General features: G+C 30.6%; 17 protein-coding genes and 1 pseudogene. All 18 read left to right on the top strand.

Features of this window, described 5'->3' with window-relative positions; genetic code table 11:
* Positions 1–50 precede the first annotated feature (50 nt).
* Entirely contained in the window at positions 51–266 is a 216-nt protein-coding gene (yycI, locus tag CD135_RS09485) for a two-component system regulatory protein YycI (protein ID WP_420920318.1), read from the top strand.
* Between the two features lie 44 nt (positions 267–310).
* A complete protein-coding gene (locus CD135_RS09480) occupies positions 311–1,093 on the top strand; it encodes an MBL fold metallo-hydrolase (RefSeq protein WP_082892485.1) in 783 nt (260 codons plus the stop codon).
* Positions 1,094–1,387: 294 nt separating this feature from the next.
* On the top strand, positions 1,388–1,867 hold the full coding sequence (gene rlmH, locus CD135_RS09475; RefSeq protein WP_103269331.1) for a 23S rRNA (pseudouridine(1915)-N(3))-methyltransferase RlmH: 480 nt from the start codon (positions 1,388–1,390) through the stop codon (positions 1,865–1,867).
* Between the two features lie 48 nt (positions 1,868–1,915).
* Positions 1,916–3,436, top strand: coding sequence for an SIR2 family protein (locus tag CD135_RS09470; RefSeq protein WP_103269330.1), 1,521 nt, complete (start codon positions 1,916–1,918; stop codon positions 3,434–3,436).
* Complete coding sequence (locus tag CD135_RS09465) at positions 3,429–4,757, top strand: DUF6038 family protein (RefSeq protein WP_103269329.1); 1,329 nt, start codon at positions 3,429–3,431, stop codon at positions 4,755–4,757. The genes CD135_RS09470 and CD135_RS09465 overlap by 8 nt, the downstream gene beginning before the upstream one ends.
* A 210-nt stretch (positions 4,758–4,967) precedes the next feature.
* A complete protein-coding gene (locus CD135_RS09460; protein WP_103269328.1) occupies positions 4,968–6,068 on the top strand; it encodes a DNA polymerase in 1,101 nt (366 codons plus the stop codon).
* A complete protein-coding gene (locus CD135_RS09455; RefSeq protein WP_103269327.1) occupies positions 6,061–6,429 on the top strand; it encodes a hypothetical protein in 369 nt (122 codons plus the stop codon). The genes CD135_RS09460 and CD135_RS09455 overlap by 8 nt, the downstream gene beginning before the upstream one ends.
* The gene (locus CD135_RS09450; protein WP_103269326.1) at positions 6,429–8,066 is read left to right on the top strand and encodes a DUF5906 domain-containing protein; all 1,638 of its coding nucleotides are present in this window, start codon (positions 6,429–6,431) and stop codon (positions 8,064–8,066) included. The genes CD135_RS09455 and CD135_RS09450 overlap by 1 nt, the downstream gene beginning before the upstream one ends.
* Before the next feature lie 224 nt (positions 8,067–8,290).
* The gene (gene ccrC, locus CD135_RS09445) at positions 8,291–9,967 is read left to right on the top strand and encodes a cassette chromosome recombinase CcrC (RefSeq protein ID WP_103269325.1); all 1,677 of its coding nucleotides are present in this window, start codon (positions 8,291–8,293) and stop codon (positions 9,965–9,967) included.
* Between the two features lie 105 nt (positions 9,968–10,072).
* The gene (locus tag CD135_RS09440; protein ID WP_103269324.1) at positions 10,073–10,411 is read left to right on the top strand and encodes an SAUGI family uracil-DNA glycosylase inhibitor; all 339 of its coding nucleotides are present in this window, start codon (positions 10,073–10,075) and stop codon (positions 10,409–10,411) included.
* Between the two features lie 95 nt (positions 10,412–10,506).
* Positions 10,507–10,818 carry a DUF960 family protein gene (locus tag CD135_RS09435; protein WP_103269323.1) on the top strand — a complete coding sequence of 104 codons (312 nt, stop codon included), beginning with the start codon at positions 10,507–10,509 and terminating at the stop codon, positions 10,816–10,818.
* A 16-nt stretch (positions 10,819–10,834) separates the two neighbouring features.
* Positions 10,835–11,344, top strand: a complete 510-nt coding sequence (locus tag CD135_RS09430) for a DUF1643 domain-containing protein (protein ID WP_103269322.1) — start codon at positions 10,835–10,837, stop codon at positions 11,342–11,344.
* 231 nt (positions 11,345–11,575) lie between these two features.
* The gene (locus CD135_RS09425; RefSeq protein ID WP_167543678.1) at positions 11,576–11,788 is read left to right on the top strand and encodes a RepB family plasmid replication initiator protein; all 213 of its coding nucleotides are present in this window, start codon (positions 11,576–11,578) and stop codon (positions 11,786–11,788) included.
* Between the two features lie 432 nt (positions 11,789–12,220).
* A complete protein-coding gene (locus tag CD135_RS09420) occupies positions 12,221–12,925 on the top strand; it encodes a Wzz/FepE/Etk N-terminal domain-containing protein (protein ID WP_103269320.1) in 705 nt (234 codons plus the stop codon).
* Complete coding sequence (locus tag CD135_RS09415; protein WP_103269319.1) at positions 12,904–13,593, top strand: polysaccharide biosynthesis tyrosine autokinase; 690 nt, start codon at positions 12,904–12,906, stop codon at positions 13,591–13,593. The genes CD135_RS09420 and CD135_RS09415 overlap by 22 nt, the downstream gene beginning before the upstream one ends.
* Positions 13,590–14,354, top strand: a complete 765-nt coding sequence (locus tag CD135_RS09410) for a tyrosine-protein phosphatase (protein WP_103269318.1) — start codon at positions 13,590–13,592, stop codon at positions 14,352–14,354. The genes CD135_RS09415 and CD135_RS09410 overlap by 4 nt, the downstream gene beginning before the upstream one ends.
* 23 nt (positions 14,355–14,377) lie before the next feature.
* Positions 14,378–16,194: pseudogene (locus CD135_RS09405) on the top strand (polysaccharide biosynthesis protein).
* The coding region (locus tag CD135_RS09400) for a lipopolysaccharide biosynthesis protein (RefSeq protein WP_103269317.1) at positions 16,191–17,370 on the top strand (1,180 nt) is incomplete at its 3' end. The pseudogene CD135_RS09405 and the gene CD135_RS09400, both read left to right, overlap by 4 nt.

Here is a 17,370-nt window from a genome sequence, read left to right as displayed (position 1 = left end):
TAATAAAGTATTGATATCTATTTTAATATTTCTAGTCATAATAAAACTCCCTGCTAAGTTTTCACTATTTAAGTGTTTACTTAACAGGGAGCATATCAGAATCTGTAAGGTTAGGCTATTATAGTGTTGTAAAAGAAATAGGTGGACAAGTACTTGTTCCAAGTTGGGAAGTTAAAGTGAAATCTAAAGAAGATGGAAAAGAAAAGACGACCTTGCTATACGTTGACGCTATTAAGCCAGAATCAACTGTATTAGAAGAATCATAGTTTTAAAAAGCAGTAATTAAAGGAGATGAACACTTGTGATCGCAATGAGCGTACTCGCAAGTGGCAGTACAGGAAATGCCACTTATATAGAATCAGATAAAGGAAGCCTGCTCGTAGATGCTGGATTAACAGGTAAAAAGATAGAAGGTTTATTTCAACAAATAGATAGAAGCATTAGCGACTTAGAAGGCATCTTAGTGACGCATGAACATATCGATCACATTAAAGGGCTAGGCGTTCTCGCAAGAAAATATAAACTACCTATTTATGCTAATAAGAAGACATGGCAGAAAATAGAAGCAAAAGATAAAAACATACCGCTAGATCAAAAGTTCAACTTCGAACCATTTGAAACAAAGACATTAGCAGGTATAGATATCGAATCATTTAGCGTGTCACACGATGCGATAGACCCGCAGTTCTATATATTCAACAACGACTACAAAAAGCTAACAATGATTACCGATACAGGATATGTATCAGATAGAATGAAAGGTATGATACATGGCAGTGATGCCTTCGTATTCGAAAGTAACCATGATGTAGATATGTTGCGAATGGGAAGATACCCATGGAAGACGAAACAACGTATATTAAGCGATATGGGACACGTATCAAACGAAGACGCAGCACATGCAATGTGCGATGTTATAACAGGTAATACAAAGCGTATATATTTATCTCATTTAAGCCAAGACAATAACATGAAAGACTTAGCGAGAATGAGCGTGGGTCAAATACTTAACGAACATGATATAGATACGAAAAAAGAAGTCACGTTATGTGATACAGATAAAGAAAAAGCAACACCAATATATTACTTATAACTAAAAGATATCCCCAATTTAGCGTTTGGGGATATCTTTTTATTTTGTGCACAGGAATACACACAGTTATACACAATTGTCCACAAACTGTGTATAAACCATGTACTTACCCACAAAGTTATCCACATTGTATAAAAAACAGTGGATAAATCATAACTAAATGAATAAAAATAACTTACAGAATTTTAAAAAAGAGAACAAAATTTTAAAATGTTGATATAATGATAACTGAAACTGTGCATAAGTTAATAACCTGTGGGTAACTTTTAAGACAATGTATAAAGGTGGATAAAGATGAAAATCACAATTATTACAGTAGGCAAGCTCAAAGAAAAATACTGGAAACAAGCAGTAGACGAATATAACAAGAGACTAGGCGCCTACACAAAGACCGAATTAATCGAAGTAGCAGACGAAAAAGCATCAGATAATATGAGTGAGAAAGATATAGAGATAGTAAAAGAAAAAGAAGCGGACAGAATTATGTCTAAAATCAAAGCAGACAGTCACGTTATTACCTTGGAAATAGAAGGTAAGATGTTAACAAGCGAGCAGCTAAGCAAAGAAATAGATAACCTCATGACACGAGGTAACTCACACATAACATTTATCATCGGTGGATCAAACGGGCTACATAGCAAAGTACTACAACGTAGCAACTATGCCCTGTCGTTCAGTAAAATGACCTTCCCACACCAAATGATGAAAGTCGTGTTGATGGAGCAAGTATATAGAGCATTTAAGATCATGCGTGGGGAAGCGTATCACAAATAAAACTAAAAAATGAGTTGTGTAAAACAAAAAAAGAAAAGAGGTATAATATTGAAAATAGAAGACTTCATAAATAAGTATTCAAATCATCCAGTATTATTTATCGGTACTGGTTTAAGCTTAAGGTACTTAAATAATAGCTATAGTTGGGAAAATCTACTTCAACATATCTGTTATGAGTTAACAGGAAATAAAGAAGTATTTTATGATTATAAAGATGAATGTCAGAAAGAAGACTCCTCTTATGACTTCCCAGCATTAGGAGAAAGGATAGAAAACTTATTTAATGAAACTGTAAAAAATGAAAGAGACGGGAATTTTAAAGAAATAAATGATGAATACTATAATTTAATGGAAAACGGGATAAATATTAGTAGATTCAAAATTTATATATCAAAATTATTTAAGCATCTAAATTTTAGAACTGAGTTTGAAGATGAATTTATTCATATGAAAAAGGCTAGAAAAAATATTGGGTCAATTGTTACTACTAATTATGATAAATTGGTAGAAAACTTATTCGAATTTAATCCTTTAATAGGTAATCAAATATTATTGAGTAATCCCTATGGTTCTGTTTATAAAATACACGGTTGCATAAGCCAACCAGATAAAATTGTATTAACGAGTGAAGATTACAATAAATTCAATACTAGTTATGAACTAATTAGAGCACAATTATTATCTCTATTTATTCATAATCCAATTATTTTTCTAGGATATAGCATAAACGATGAAAATATAAGAGATATTTTAGAAACTATTTATAAATATGTAGATGTAAATAGTGACTTATCTGAAAGAATTAGGAGAAACTTTTTACTGGTAGAGTTCGACGAAGGTTCTAAAAATAAAGAGGTTGTGGAACACGATATTCAGTTAGAAAATAATAAAGTTATTCGAATTAATAAAATTAAAACTGAAGATTACATTAGTATATATAAAGCATTAGGTAATTTAGAACTATCAGTTTCTGCTATGGATATACGTAAAGTTCAAAATGTTGTAAAAGATATTTATATAGGTGGTAAAACTAGGGTTGAAATAACAGAAGATATAGATGATTTAAATAATAGTGAAAAAATACTAGCTATTGGATCTCCAAAAACGATAAAATATGAGTTTCAAACGGTGCCAGAACTTATGCAAAAATATTTTCAGATAGAAGAAGAAGAAAACAAACAAATTCTTGATGTAATTAATAAGCAAACAATTCAAAGAAACCAATTTTTCCCTATATATTGTTTTAGTAAAATTAATTCTAATATCAATAATATAGAAAAACTCAAAAAACAACAAAGTAAAAAAATTGAAAATATATTAAATTCTTTAGAAGATCGTTTTAAAATAGAATGTTGCACGATAGAAGAAATAAGCAAAAATACTAATATAACTCTTAGTAGAGAAGAAAATGTTCTTGTTTATAATGTAATAAAAGGTAATATTGATTTGGATGAATTAAAAAATCATTTACTTGAATTTGAAAATAAAAGTAATACATCATATAAGAAATTACTATGTGTATATGATTTGCAAAAGTATGGTCCGAAAGGAGCAATGGATAATGTGTAACGTTAGTAATTTTAAAGAAAGAATCCAAAAGACATACACTAAAAAAGAACTTGAGAAGGCTCTAAACCTTAAAAATAAGGCACAGTTACAGAAGAGAATTGATAAATTAGTTGATATTTATAAGGTTGATATGAAGAAATTTCAAAAAAATCCTGGTGAAAGTGAAAGAGCTGCTTATAGTTTCAACGGGATTGCTTTTGATATATTATGCGTCTTATTAAATAATATGACAGATGATAATATACCGAAAGCAATTACAGATGAAGATATAAGGTTAAGAAAAGATGCGATAGAGCATATTGATATAACCCAATATGCTTACTTTATTAAAAATCTTAAGAATGATATTGATAAAATTGAATTTAAACCATTAAAGTTACATATACACGCACAAAAAGCATACCAAGATGTAAAAAAGGTGTTTGATTCAGGTAGTAAAATAAACGATAAGTTACAATTAGCTTCTGAAGTAATGAGCCAATTACCTATAGATAAACAAGTGGAATTAAGTGATAAAATTGCACTTGCTATACATGAAGCTATTTACTCAACATTTTCAGAAAGTAAATATAATGAACGAATTAATGAACATACTCAGACGAGTGAAAAGTCAAGTCAGTATGATTTTCGATATAATTATTTTATAAATCAATTAACAGATAATGTAGTAACAGAAGATATAAATGATGAAAAAGCATTCATATATGATAGAGATGAACAATTAGATTGGTTATTAGTTAACATACTAAATAAAGTTCAACGAGCTGCAGATGGATGGGGAATGAGAAATGCTAAACCTCATCACAGAACTAAAGCATTTAGAGATATTGAGCATTATTTCATTAGAGATGTATCGAAAATGATAGACAAAGAACTTAACAAAAAGAAGAATTTAAGTAAGCAATTAAAAAAATATGACTTTGATAATAAGATTAAGGTTATCAACGAAAATATTAAGAATTTTAATGAGGATGAACAAATTGGGAAACATTTATTAGAATTACGCAAACGTTTAGATTTTCATTCAGCAGCAGTGTTAGATAAGAAAAGTCATTCAAATATAGACAATGAAATGTTTCAATATTTTATGGATGATATGCAACAAGTCGTAACATTGATAGACCGTTATATTAATAAGGAAGAACATTATAATGATATGAAAATCGGATTTATTAATCAATATAAATCATTTTATAATGCATACAGCAATGAAATTGAAATGACTAATACTTATGAATACAATATTCCAATGGTAATGTTAATGAAACAATTTAAGAATCAACTGTTAAAAAGAAGAAATAATCGAAAAACACATAATTGAAGTTAAGTAAAAAATTCAAAAATAATTTAAAAGCCCAATCCCTTTATACGTAAGGGATTGGGTTTTTTTATGGTGGAAATTTTTATATTTTTTTTTGCCACTTCATCAGTGATGCCTATTTAATACTAAGATTGTCTTGTCAAAACGTTTTGAACAAATTTTAAGTTGAAGGTGAGTGCACCGCTTTTAACTATAAAGGAGAGGTTTTAAATGAAGGCAAGAGAGCAAATCATGTCATTAACTCAAAGCAACAAAACAGAACAGTTATTAATGAACAAATTATCTAACCAAGATGATATTCAACAATTGCAGCAACAATTCAGCCAACTGCTAGATCAAAAATATAATGCACTTTTAGCTGATAAACGAGCTAAGTTAGACCAATACGTGGAAGTACATCAAGGGTTGGAAGCATTAAAGGAAGAGATTGAATCAGAATCCATTAAACTTAATATCGATAAATTACCCGATATCAAAGCAACAATGCTTGAAAGAGCCAAGAATGATGAACATTCTGATAAGATCGAAAAGCTATTTGATAGGTTAGAACAGGCATTAAATGGTACGAATCGATTATATACGCAATTATCGTTGATTGGTACACGAACACATCGAATTACAACTAAAAATTTTAATCTTCAAGGCTTACCTAAAGCAGTCCAACATACGATTTTACCTTCAAAATTTAAGAAGGTGTATACAGTCGATTTTAAATCGTTTGAACCATCAGTTGTAGCATACATGACTCAAGATTCAAAACTGATTGAATTTTTGAATCATAAAGACGGACTGTATGACGCATTACAAAGTGAATTAGAATTACCAGATGAGCAACGAGTACTTGTTAAACGTGCATTTATTGGTTCGTTTCTATTTGGTGGTAACTTCAATAGCCCTACATTCAAGATTAATCAATATGTAAGTGAAGTGCAATGGTTGGACGCGGTCAGCCAATTTACAAAAGTCATTGAACTAAAGAAACATGTCGATGAGAAAAAATCGATGCCTATGCCTTATGGTATTGAACATGATATGAGCGCATTTCAAGGTAGCAGTATCATGGCATTTTATGTACAAACTGTATCGAGTTATATTTTCAAGCACATTCTATTGGAAGTGTACAAAGCACAATGCGAACTAAAAACGTTCAAAATTATTATGCCCATACACGATGCGATTATGATTGAATGTGATCATGAAGTAATTGCACGTGATGTTGCTCAGCTAATGAAAAGTACAGCTAATCAGTTGTTTAATGGTGAATTCGCCCATGTGACAGTGGAAAAACTAGGAGGTTTAGTCTATGAATAATGATAGAGGACAAAGTTTACAAATACCAAGTAGTACACCACTCAAAGAAAATTATATATATGTAGCTACGTTACATTCTGTAAGGGAAAAAAATTTCTCAGGTGATGTGAAACACCAATTCACATATGAAATTGAAGTGAATAATCAGATTGTATATGTGAATCGTAATATTTCAACACAAAAGACAGCTAAGCAGTTGTCAATCAATGATTGGCTTAAACGTCACAGTAATTATAGCTCCACTCATGAGAATTATGATCCATACATTGATAGAAAGCATTTAATCCATGTAGGTTGCTTTAACGGTAATTATTATGTACAAGATGTAGCACCATTAAATGAAGATGGAGGATTATTATAATGAATCATATATTACAAATGTTAACGAAACTATTGAGTGAAGCAAAGGAAGCAATCGACCGTGAAGGTCTGATTGCTATCTTAACAGGAAGTGTTGGAAATAATGATGAAATAGATGAGTCTGGACAAGCTATAACGGTGTTTAACGAGCTTATTGATAAGTTAAAACTTAACATCCCTAAAGATGTAGACTATCGACCTAATATTCATAGCTATTTTAGTATTCAGAAAAAACCGAATGACACAATATTAATGGATATGATGATAAATGTTTTTCATGTCAAACGCTTTGCTTCAGAATTGTTTATTTTTAAAGATAAAGGTTGGCAAAAGGTAAATGAAGATGAATTGCAAGGGTTGATATCTAAAATGATACAAGTGTTGCTGGTAGATTATAAACCTTCACTAAGCATCTTGAAAAGTATAGTAGATGGCTTACAAAAGTCAACAGATGTTGAAGAACTTGTTGAAGATAAACAATACATTGGTTGCGGTCCAAATATGTTCAATCTAAATACATTTAAAGTAGTTAAAAACAACTTGAATATTTTCCCAAAAACCCGCTTAAATTTAGATTTAGATATGAATGATGTAATCTCTGATAAAATACCGCCTCATTTCGATAATTATATGCTACAACTTGCTAATTTCGATCTTGATTTAAAGTGTTTTATAATCCAACACACATCGGTATTACTAACTGCAGATACAAAATTACGTCGCGGTCTGATTTTGTATGGTACCGCCAAAAATGGGAAATCGGTTTATCTCAAGTTACTTAAATCATTCTTTTATAGTAACGATGTAGTATCTAAAACACTTAATGAGCTTGGTGGGCGTTTTGATAAAGAAAGTCTAATTGGTAAAAGGCTTATGGCAAGTGATGAAATTGGTGAAGCTAAAATCAATGAAAAAGTTGTTAATGACTTTAAAAAATTACTCTCTGTTGAGCCTATTCATGTGGATCGGAAAGGACAGACGCAGGTTGAAGTTACTTTAGATTTAAAACTCATTTTTAATACGAATGCGAAATTAAATTTTCCTTCAGAACATGCAAAAGCATTAGAGCGTCGGATTGCCATAATACCATGTGAGCACTATGTTAAAAAAGCAGATATATCATTGAATGACAAACTACAAAATGAAAAAAAACAAATTTTCCTCTACTTGATGTATGTTTATCAGCAAATGATACATGAAAATATGGAATATATCGAAAATGAACGTGTTACGATGAAAACCCATGATTGGTTAAATTTCGGATATAAGTTTGTATCCAGCAAATCAGTTAACCTTAACAGTCAGAAGGCATGCATTAATTTACTCAGAAAAAGTATAGAAATTAAAGAGGGCTCATCTATCAAAGTGTCTGATTTAAATGAAGTTATTAAGAAAGAAATTAACGTAAGTTCTCAGGTTATTAAACAACTAATTCAAGCAAATTATGAAGTTCAAATAAAACGATATGATGGTTATGAATATTGGATAGGATTAGATTGGAAAAAATCTGATCGCCAAGTTACTTATTCTGAAGAAGTTGGATTAACCCAATTCGATGAAAATGTAAGTATAACTGATTCTGTATTACTTTATGAAGACTTTTGGGAATGGGATGAGGAGGACTTTGAAGGTGAATAATGAACAAATTGAAGCATTTGTAGAAGTGCTTGTGCCTATCATAGAAGAACGTATCAATAAAGGTAAGTAATCTAATTACGTACTACAGGCAGTTGCCTGTAGTACTCATATGATTAAGTGGTAAAAGTGATAAAAATGAAACGAAGTTATAAATATATATTATCCATATGATGTTACAAGTCCGATGGTCTGTAACAATATTCTAATAAAAGGAGTGGTGTGTTATGAGTGGTAAAATTGCACTTTATTCACGCGTTAGTACGTCTGAGCAGTCAGAACATGGTTATTCTGTAAAGGAGCAGGAACAAGTACTCATCAAAGAAGTTGTGAAAAATTTCCCGGGTTATGACTATGAAACTTATATCGATTCTGGTATATCAGGTAAAAATATTGAAGGTCGACCAGCAATGAAACGTCTATTACAAGATGTTAAGGATAATAAAATCGAAATGGTATTAAGTTGGAAATTAAATCGTATTTCTCGCTCAATGAGAGACGTGTTTAATATTATCCATGAATTCAAAGAGCATGGCGTAGGTTATAAATCGATTTCTGAGAATATTGATACATCCAATGCTTCTGGAGAAGTACTCGTTACAATGTTTGGGTTAATAGGATCAATAGAACGTTCAACACTGATCAGTAATGTCAAGATGTCGATGAATGCTAAAGCGCGCAGTGGAGAGGCTATCACAGGCAGGTTGCAGGGATATAGGTTATCACTTAACCCACTTACCCAGAAAAATGATTTGGTTATCGATGAAAATGAAGCTAACATTGTTCGAGAAATATTCGATTTGTACTTAAATCATAATAAAGGACTTAAGGCAATTACAACCGTACTTAATCAAAAGGGGTATCGTACTATTAATCAAAAGCCATTTTCAGTGTATGGTGTTAAATACATTTTGAATAATCCAGTCTATAAAGGTTATGTCAGATTCAATAACCATCAAAACTGGGCTGTACAGCGAAGAAGTGGCAAAAGTGATAAAAATGATGTGATATTGGTCAAAGGAAAACATGAAGCCATTATAAGTGAAGAAGTATTTGATCAAGTTCATGAGAAATTAGCATCTAAAAGTTTTAAACCAGGCAGACCTATTGGTGGAGATTTTTACCTTCGTAGCCTTATTAAATGTCCAGAATGCGGTAATAATATGGTATGTCGACGGACTTATTATAAAACCAAAAAGTCAAAAGAACGGACAATCAAGCGTTATTACATTTGTTCCTTATTCAATCGTTCAGGGAGTTCTGCATGTCACAGTAATGCCATCAATGCTGAAGTCGTCGAGCGTGTAATTAATGTTCATTTGAATCGTATTCTGTCTCAACCAGATATTATCAAGCAGATTGCGTCAAATGTGATAGAAGAACTGAAACAAAAGCATAGTAACCAAACAGAAATTAAATATGACATTGATAGTTTAGAAAAACAAAAAGCTAAGCTTAAAACACAACAAGAACGATTGTTAGAATTGTTCTTAGATGATCAAATGGATAGCGAAATGTTAAAAGCAAAACAAAGTCAGATGAATGGACAACTAAAGATGCTAGATAAGCAAATTAAAGAAGCGCAACAAGCTACTGAATCACAAGATGAAGTACCAAATTTTGATAAACTGAAAAGCCGTTTAACCATGATGATTAGCCGATTTAGTGTCTACTTAAGGGAAGCTACACCAGAAGCAAAAAATCAACTTATGAAGATGTTGATTGATTCTATTGAAATTACTACAGATAAAAAAGTGAAACTCGTACGGTATAAAATTGACGAAAGTCTTATCCCTCAATCTTTGAAAAAAGATTGGGGGTCTTTTTTTATGCCCAAATTCCAATTCGAAATATATGGTCAAAATGATTATTTCATCGACCAAATTACCACTTTTACCACTTAGTTCTTAGTGACAAAAGTGAGAGAAATGAAATAAAAATCAAATATATATTATCTAAATGATGTATCACATGTATACATCAACCAAATACATTAGGAGGTCATAACAATGACATTAGAACAACAACTCAAGCATTATATAACCAACTTATTCAATCTGCCAAGGGATGAAAAATGGGAATGTGAATCTATCGAGGAAATCGCTGATGATATCCTTCCTGACAAATATGTAAGGCTTGGGCCACTTAGTAATAAAATACTTCAAACCTATACCTACTACTCTGACACACTTCACGAAAGTAATATATATCCTTTCATTCTCTACCATCAGAAACAACTCATAGCCATTGGTTATATCGATGAAAATCACGATATGGATTTCTTATACCTACACAACACTATCATGCCCCTTTTGGATCAACGATACTTACTAACAGGAGGACAATAATATGCATAAATACATCAAAATTACACAACTCGTCATTACAATTCTTAGTGAAATTATCATTTGGATGAAAGAATCAGAACGAAAGGAAAACGCTTATGAATAGATATATCACTCGTGGTATTGCCAATAGCTTATCTATCACCTTACAAAAACAATTATGGCAACTCGTAGCACGACGAGAACAAACACAATCAAAAGGCAAGGAATCATTGGATTATTTTCATATATTCCAATTCAATATGCACAATAACCAACTATATATCAAACACAAACAAGAACGTCCTGGGTATGTCAAAACGTATAAGGCAAATGTCAAACAGTCTATCGCTATCAATAAGGTCTACATTATCCGAGAAGATGATGTAGACCTTTCTTATTACGTCATGTTATTACCGAATGAATACTAACTAGGAGGAAACAAACATGCAGACAATAAAGAACACATTAGAAACTGAAGCTATTTTCAGTGATGATCAACAGCATCGCTATCTACTTAAAAAGACATGGGATAAAGATAAACAAGTTATCACAATCATTACTATGTATCCACATTATGATGGATTACTTAACATAGACTTAACAACACAACTGATTATGAACAAAGTTTCAGAAATGGATGTATTTGGTTCAATCCATTTTGTGAACCTATACTCTAATATAACGACACCAATCAACCTAAAACATCTGGAAAATGCTTATGATAAGCATACAGATATTCAAATTATGAAAGCTGTGAAAGAAACTGACGAAGTGATATTAGCTTGGGGCGCCTACGCTAAAAAACCCATTGTCGAAGCACGTGTAAATGAAATTTTAGAGATGTTGAAACCACATAAAAAGAAAGTGAAACAACTCATCAATCCAGAAACGAATAAAATTATGCATCCACTCAATCCAAAAGCAAGAAGCAAATGGATATTTAAAAAACATTAGAAAAAGTATTGAGGAATTGATTAAATATGATTATACAAAAGAGGGAAACTATTAATAAATTTATCGAGTGTTAATTTATAACATCTAGAGGAATAGAATTCATGACAAAATTTAATGAAAATGCATTTGTAGAGTATCATAGCGATTTAAATAAAGTTATCTTTAATGGCTTTAAAGATAACTTTATTTTTTTCTATATGTAGCTTGTTAAAACATTGCGAATCCGAGCGTATGATATTAGAAATTAGTGAAATAAAGAAAATAGCTAATTATATAAACTGTAATAAAAAGCGTTTTTCAAAGTATGATTTCACTAACTCAAAATCAATATATTCTAAAAAATTATATCGTTTATATACAGAATATCAAGATAAAAGTACTTATGCATTTAGTATAGAAGCATTTAGAGAATTTCTAGATATTAATTCAAGATATCCTCACTAATTATTTTTTATTAGCTATGGACTCTACTTTTTAATTGAATTCCTAGTAAACTCTCTAATAATCCAATTTAAATTTACTGTTGCAATACGCTTACCTATTTATAAGAAAAATTTATTCTTTCTTAATTCTAAAAAAGTTTGAAAAATCTCGAGAGACGCAAAATAAAATTATATAACCCTTTAGTGGGGACTACCAAATGAAATAGTGCTTATTCAAGTATTCTTTCTTAAATCTAGTAATAAAGTCCCACCTTAAATGATAGGCTTCTATTATCCTATATTTCTAAAATTTTATTATTTTTTTGTAAACGTAATTAATAATTTTTAGTTTGAAAATTAATTTGACAATACACAACAAAGATGTATAATAAAATTATTCGAATCAAAATTGTGCGAATCAAAATTGAGCATAACCAAAAATGCGGAGGGTATTATGGAAGAAACAATTGATTTAAGTAAACTATTTGCAATATTAAAGAAAAACATGAGGTATTTAATAATTTTACCGATATTTTTTCTTGTTTTAAGTATGGTGATGACATTCTTATTTATGACACCTAAATATTCTTCTTCAACACAAGTACTTGTTAACCAAAAAGAAACAGACAGCCAAATGATGGCTCAACAAGTGCAATCAGACTTACAACTAGTCAATACATACTCAGAAATTATTAAGAGTCCAAGAATCTTAGACAAAGTATCTAAAAATTTAAAAGGTAAGTATTCTAGTGAAGAAATTGCAGGCATGCTTACAGTTAGCAATCAAGCAGAATCCCAAATTTTAAACATAGCTGTTGAAAATGAAAGTCGTGAAGCAGCAGGTAAAGTTGCTAATGAAATAGCAAACGTCTTTAGTAAAGATGTTAATAAAATTATGAACGTAGATAATGTTTCTATTCTTTCTAAAGCAGATCATAATGGGAATAAAGTTTCACCTAAACCGCTTATCAATGCAGTGTTCGGTGTTTTTTTAGGCTTAATTGTCGCACTTATTATAATATTCTTGAAAGAAATCTTAGATAAGAGAATAAAAACAGAAGAAGATGTAGAAGAATTATTGGATTTACCAGTATTAGGCACTATACAAGACTTTAGTAAATTAGGGGAGGTAAGAATATGGCTAAAAATGAAAATGTAAAACCACTTATTACAGTAGATAAACCTAAATCAGTAATTAGTGAAAAATTCAGAGGTATTCGTACGAACATCTTATTCTCAACAGCAGATAACGATGTTCAAACTGTCGTATTTACTTCTGAAAAACCATCAGCTGGCAAATCAACCATTTCTGCTAACGTTGCAATCACATATGCACAAGCTGGATATAAGACATTGTTGATAGAAGGCGATATGAGAAAACCGACACAGCATTATTTATTCAATACGACGAATATTGACGGTTTATCAAATTTGATTATTAATAAGACGGACTATTCTAAAGCAATTCATAAGACAGATATTTCAGGTTTAGATTTACTTACAGCGGGTCCAATTCCGCCAAATCCTTCAGAATTAATTGGTTCAGAAAACTTATTAGAAATATTCCAATACGTAAAAAAAGAATATGATTTTATTATTATTGATACGCCTCCAGTAAATACCGTAACAGATGCGCAGTTGTTCTCTGAAATTGCTAAGTATGTTGTTTATGTAGTAGATGTACAAAAGAATGATCGAAACGCAGTGAAAAAAGGTAAAGAACTCATTGAAAAAGCGGGTGCGAAAATTTTAGGAGTTGTGTTAAACAAAGCGCCTGAAGATAAATCATCTAGTTATTATTATTACTACGGGAAAGATGAAAAATGATCGACATCCATAATCATGTTTTAGTAGGAGTTGACGATGGGCCACAATCTTTAGATGAAACCATTGCTCTATTAAAGCAAGCAAGAGCACAAGGAATTAAAGGTATTGTTGTAACACCACATCATTTACATCCTAGATATGATAATACTTTTGAAACAGTGTTAAAAGGGATTGATGAACTTAACAACATCGAAGAGATTGCACAATTAAATTTACAGCTTTATCCAGGTCAAGAAATACGTATAACAGATAAAATATTCGAAGAAATCGAGCAACAAAGAATTTACGGGATTAATAAATCAAGATACTTACTTATTGAACTACCTTCAAATGAAGTACCACACTACACTAAGAAACTTCTATATGAAATTCAAACTAAAGGCTTTATACCTATTATTGCGCATCCAGAACGCAATAAAGCGATTGCTCAAAATATAAATTTACTATATGAACTGATCAATCACGGAGCACTTAGTCAACTTACATCATCATCTTTAACAAGTGAACTTGGTAAAAATATACAAAAATTATCTATACAAATGTTAGAACACAATTTAGTACATTTTGTTGCTTCAGATGCACATCATTCAGAAAGTAGACCATTTAGTTTGGATGTTTTGTTTAGCACGCCTAAATTAAGAAATGTTGAGTCTGATATAAGGGTGTTGCTAGATAATAATGAGGCAATGATTCAAGACAAGAATGTGGTTACGGGAAGACCCATTGAATTTAAGAGGAATAAATTTTTTGGTCTATTTTAATTAAAGAAATCGGGGAATGAGAATTGAAATATATATCAACTAAGCAGAAACTTTTGATGTTGTTGTTCATAGACTCGCTAATTGTAACTTTTTCAGTGTTTTTAGGATATTACATCTTAGAACCTTTTTTAAGGGCTACTCAATTAACGTATTGATTTTATCATCACTCATCTTGCTTATATCGCATCATGTATTCGCTCAAATCTTTGATTTGTATCATAGAGCTTGGGAATATGCGAGTGTTAGCGAATTAATATTAATCGTTAAAGCAGTTACGGGATCCATCGTCGTTACGGGAATAATTGTTTCAATATTTACGCTACAACCACCATTTTTACGATTGTATTTTATAACTTGGATGATGCACTTATTGTTAATCGGTGGATCACGGTTGTCGTGGAGAATATTTAGAAAGACATTTATTAGTAAAGAAGGCGAAAAGAAACCAACACTTATCGTAGGTGGTGGTAGAGGTGGTTCATTACTTATTCGTCAAATGATGAATACACCATATATGGGGATGGAACCCGTACTTGTAGTAGATGATGACCCTAATAAACAAAAAATGTCTATCGCATCTGGCGTTAAAATTCAAGGTTACATTGCAGATATACCAGACTTAGTAAAGAAATTTAATATTAAAAAAATCATCATTGCGATACCGACACTTTCACAACAGAGATTAAGAGAAATTAATAAATTGTGTGAAGGCGCAAATGTAGAAGTATTTAAAATGCCTAACATAGAAAATGTTATGTCAGGTGAAATTGAAGTTAATCAATTGAAAAAAGTAGAAGTCGAAGATTTACTAGGAAGAGATCCAGTAGAGCTAGATATGGCATCCGTTTCAAAAGAATTAACACACAAAACGATACTTGTAACAGGAGCAGGTGGATCAATCGGTTCTGAAATATGTAGACAAGTATGTAAGTTCACACCGGATAGAATCATACTACTTGGTCATGGAGAGAATAGTATATATCACATTCATCAAGAACTTATTGGACTATATAAAGAAGAAATAGAAGTAATACCCATTATTGCAGACGTTCAAGATAAAGAGCGTATGAAAGAAGTCATGCAAGCTTATAAACCATACGTTGTTTATCATGCAGCAGCACATAAACACGTACCATTAATGGAGTACAATCCACAAGAAGCAATTAAGAATAATGTTTTAGGAACAAGAAATACAGCAGAAGCAGCTAAATTAGCAGAAGTAAGTAAATTTGTAATGGTATCAACAGATAAAGCTGTAAATCCACCAAACGTCATGGGTGCTACAAAACGAATAGCAGAAATGGTTATACAAAGTATGAACAATGAAACAAGTAAGACAGACTTTGTAGCAGTACGATTCGGAAACGTACTTGGTTCAAGAGGATCAGTAATACCATTATTTAAAAAGCAAATAGAAGCAGGCGGTCCGGTAACAGTGACTCACCCAGATATGACAAGGTACTTTATGACGATACCAGAAGCATCAAGACTAGTCTTACAAGCAGGCGCACTAGCAACAGGTGGAGAAGTATTTGTATTAGATATGGGTAAACCTGTAAAAATAGTAGACTTAGCCAAAAATCTTATCAGATTAAGTGGTTATAAAGAAGAAGATATCGGGATAGAGTTCAGTGGAATTAGACCTGGTGAAAAATTGTTTGAAGAACTATTAAATAAGGATGAAATACATCCGGAACAAGTGTACGAGAAGATTTATAGAGGGAAAGTAAGGAATGATGACGAAAATTTACAACTTTTTGTAGATGAAGTAACAAATATCAAAGATAGTTCAACGATAAAGACGAAAATTTTAAGATACGTAAATGAAGGTTTATTATGAATAAGGTCATAAAAAATTTGTCGTATGTATTTTTAGCTAATATATCTAATGCAATATCAAAATTTTTGTTTATTATATTGATATCAAAATTTTTGACGAATGTTGAATTAGGCCAATATACTTTGGCCTTAGCAGTAACTGCTCCAATTACTTTATTATTTAATATGAAGTTACGTTCTTATATTATTTCTGAAGATAAAGTAAATTATATTCACTTAAAAAAAATAAGGAATATAACTAATTTTATAGCAATGATAATTGTTATTATAGTAAGTTTAACATTTTATAAAGAATTCTTTTTAGTTTTTATATTAGTAGCCGTAATAAAAGTTTTAGAAATGAATAGTGAATTTTACCAAGGGTTTCCAAACAAAGAAAAATTATTTCAAACACCAGCCAAATTAATGGTTCTACGTACAGTATCGATCACCTTAATATTTGGAGTATATATTTATGAAACTAAGAGTTTAATTTTAGCATTAATAGCTCAGTGCATATTACAATTCATTATTTTACTTTTTGAAAAAAAAATAAATATGGGATTAGTAAGCCACAAGAAATATAAAGAACAGAAAAATGTCAAAGCTATACTTTTAACAATCATTCCATTGGGGATAGTACAATTTTTAATGAGTTTTTCTTCATCAATTCCTAAATACATATTAAATAATTTTGCTGATATAGCAATAATAGGTATTTTTTCTGGGATTATATATTTGATAACTATAGTTAACCTATTTATGTCTACATTGAATCAGACTTTACTACCTTATATAAAAAGTAAATATAAAAGTAATAAAAAAGAATTTAATAAAACTATAAATGTTTATTGTAATGCTCTATTTTTAATTATTAGCGTATTATTAGTGATTTGCTCACATGTATTTGGAGAGTATTTACTAAGAGTAATTTTTAATGAAGGGTTTGTAAAATATAAATTTTTATTAGTAATTAGCTCATTCATAATCTTTTTTAATATGTCAGGTTGGATGTATGATTCTGGATTACTAATTGTAAAAAAGATAAAATATCAACCTTTATTTCTAGTAATATCCATGATTATAACATTTGTTTTAGGATTATTTTTAATTGAAAAATATATGTTATTTGGTGCAGGGTATACGTTATTAATATTCAACTTTTTAAATACTGGATTTAAGGCATTATATTTTAATT

This window comes from Mammaliicoccus lentus, from assembly GCF_002902755.1.
Lineage (GTDB): Bacteria > Bacillota > Bacilli > Staphylococcales > Staphylococcaceae > Mammaliicoccus > Mammaliicoccus lentus.
Note: the sequence above shows the minus strand (reverse complement) of the source record. Positions and strands in the feature narration are given on the sequence as shown.

Coding starts and splice junctions, on each gene's coding strand:
- CD135_RS09480 (WP_082892485.1), top strand. CDS start 311: ATGAGCGTACTCGCAAGTGGCAGTACAGGAAATGCCACTTATATAGAA.
- rlmH (WP_103269331.1), top strand. CDS start 1,388: ATGAAAATCACAATTATTACAGTAGGCAAGCTCAAAGAAAAATACTGG.
- CD135_RS09465 (WP_103269329.1), top strand. CDS start 3,429: ATGTGTAACGTTAGTAATTTTAAAGAAAGAATCCAAAAGACATACACT.
- CD135_RS09460 (WP_103269328.1), top strand. CDS start 4,968: ATGAAGGCAAGAGAGCAAATCATGTCATTAACTCAAAGCAACAAAACA.
- CD135_RS09455 (WP_103269327.1), top strand. CDS start 6,061: ATGAATAATGATAGAGGACAAAGTTTACAAATACCAAGTAGTACACCA.
- CD135_RS09450 (WP_103269326.1), top strand. CDS start 6,429: ATGAATCATATATTACAAATGTTAACGAAACTATTGAGTGAAGCAAAG.
- ccrC (WP_103269325.1), top strand. CDS start 8,291: ATGAGTGGTAAAATTGCACTTTATTCACGCGTTAGTACGTCTGAGCAG.
- CD135_RS09440 (WP_103269324.1), top strand. CDS start 10,073: ATGACATTAGAACAACAACTCAAGCATTATATAACCAACTTATTCAAT.
- CD135_RS09435 (WP_103269323.1), top strand. CDS start 10,507: ATGAATAGATATATCACTCGTGGTATTGCCAATAGCTTATCTATCACC.
- CD135_RS09430 (WP_103269322.1), top strand. CDS start 10,835: ATGCAGACAATAAAGAACACATTAGAAACTGAAGCTATTTTCAGTGAT.
- CD135_RS09425 (WP_167543678.1), top strand. CDS start 11,576: ATGATATTAGAAATTAGTGAAATAAAGAAAATAGCTAATTATATAAAC.
- CD135_RS09420 (WP_103269320.1), top strand. CDS start 12,221: ATGGAAGAAACAATTGATTTAAGTAAACTATTTGCAATATTAAAGAAA.
- CD135_RS09415 (WP_103269319.1), top strand. CDS start 12,904: ATGGCTAAAAATGAAAATGTAAAACCACTTATTACAGTAGATAAACCT.
- CD135_RS09410 (WP_103269318.1), top strand. CDS start 13,590: ATGATCGACATCCATAATCATGTTTTAGTAGGAGTTGACGATGGGCCA.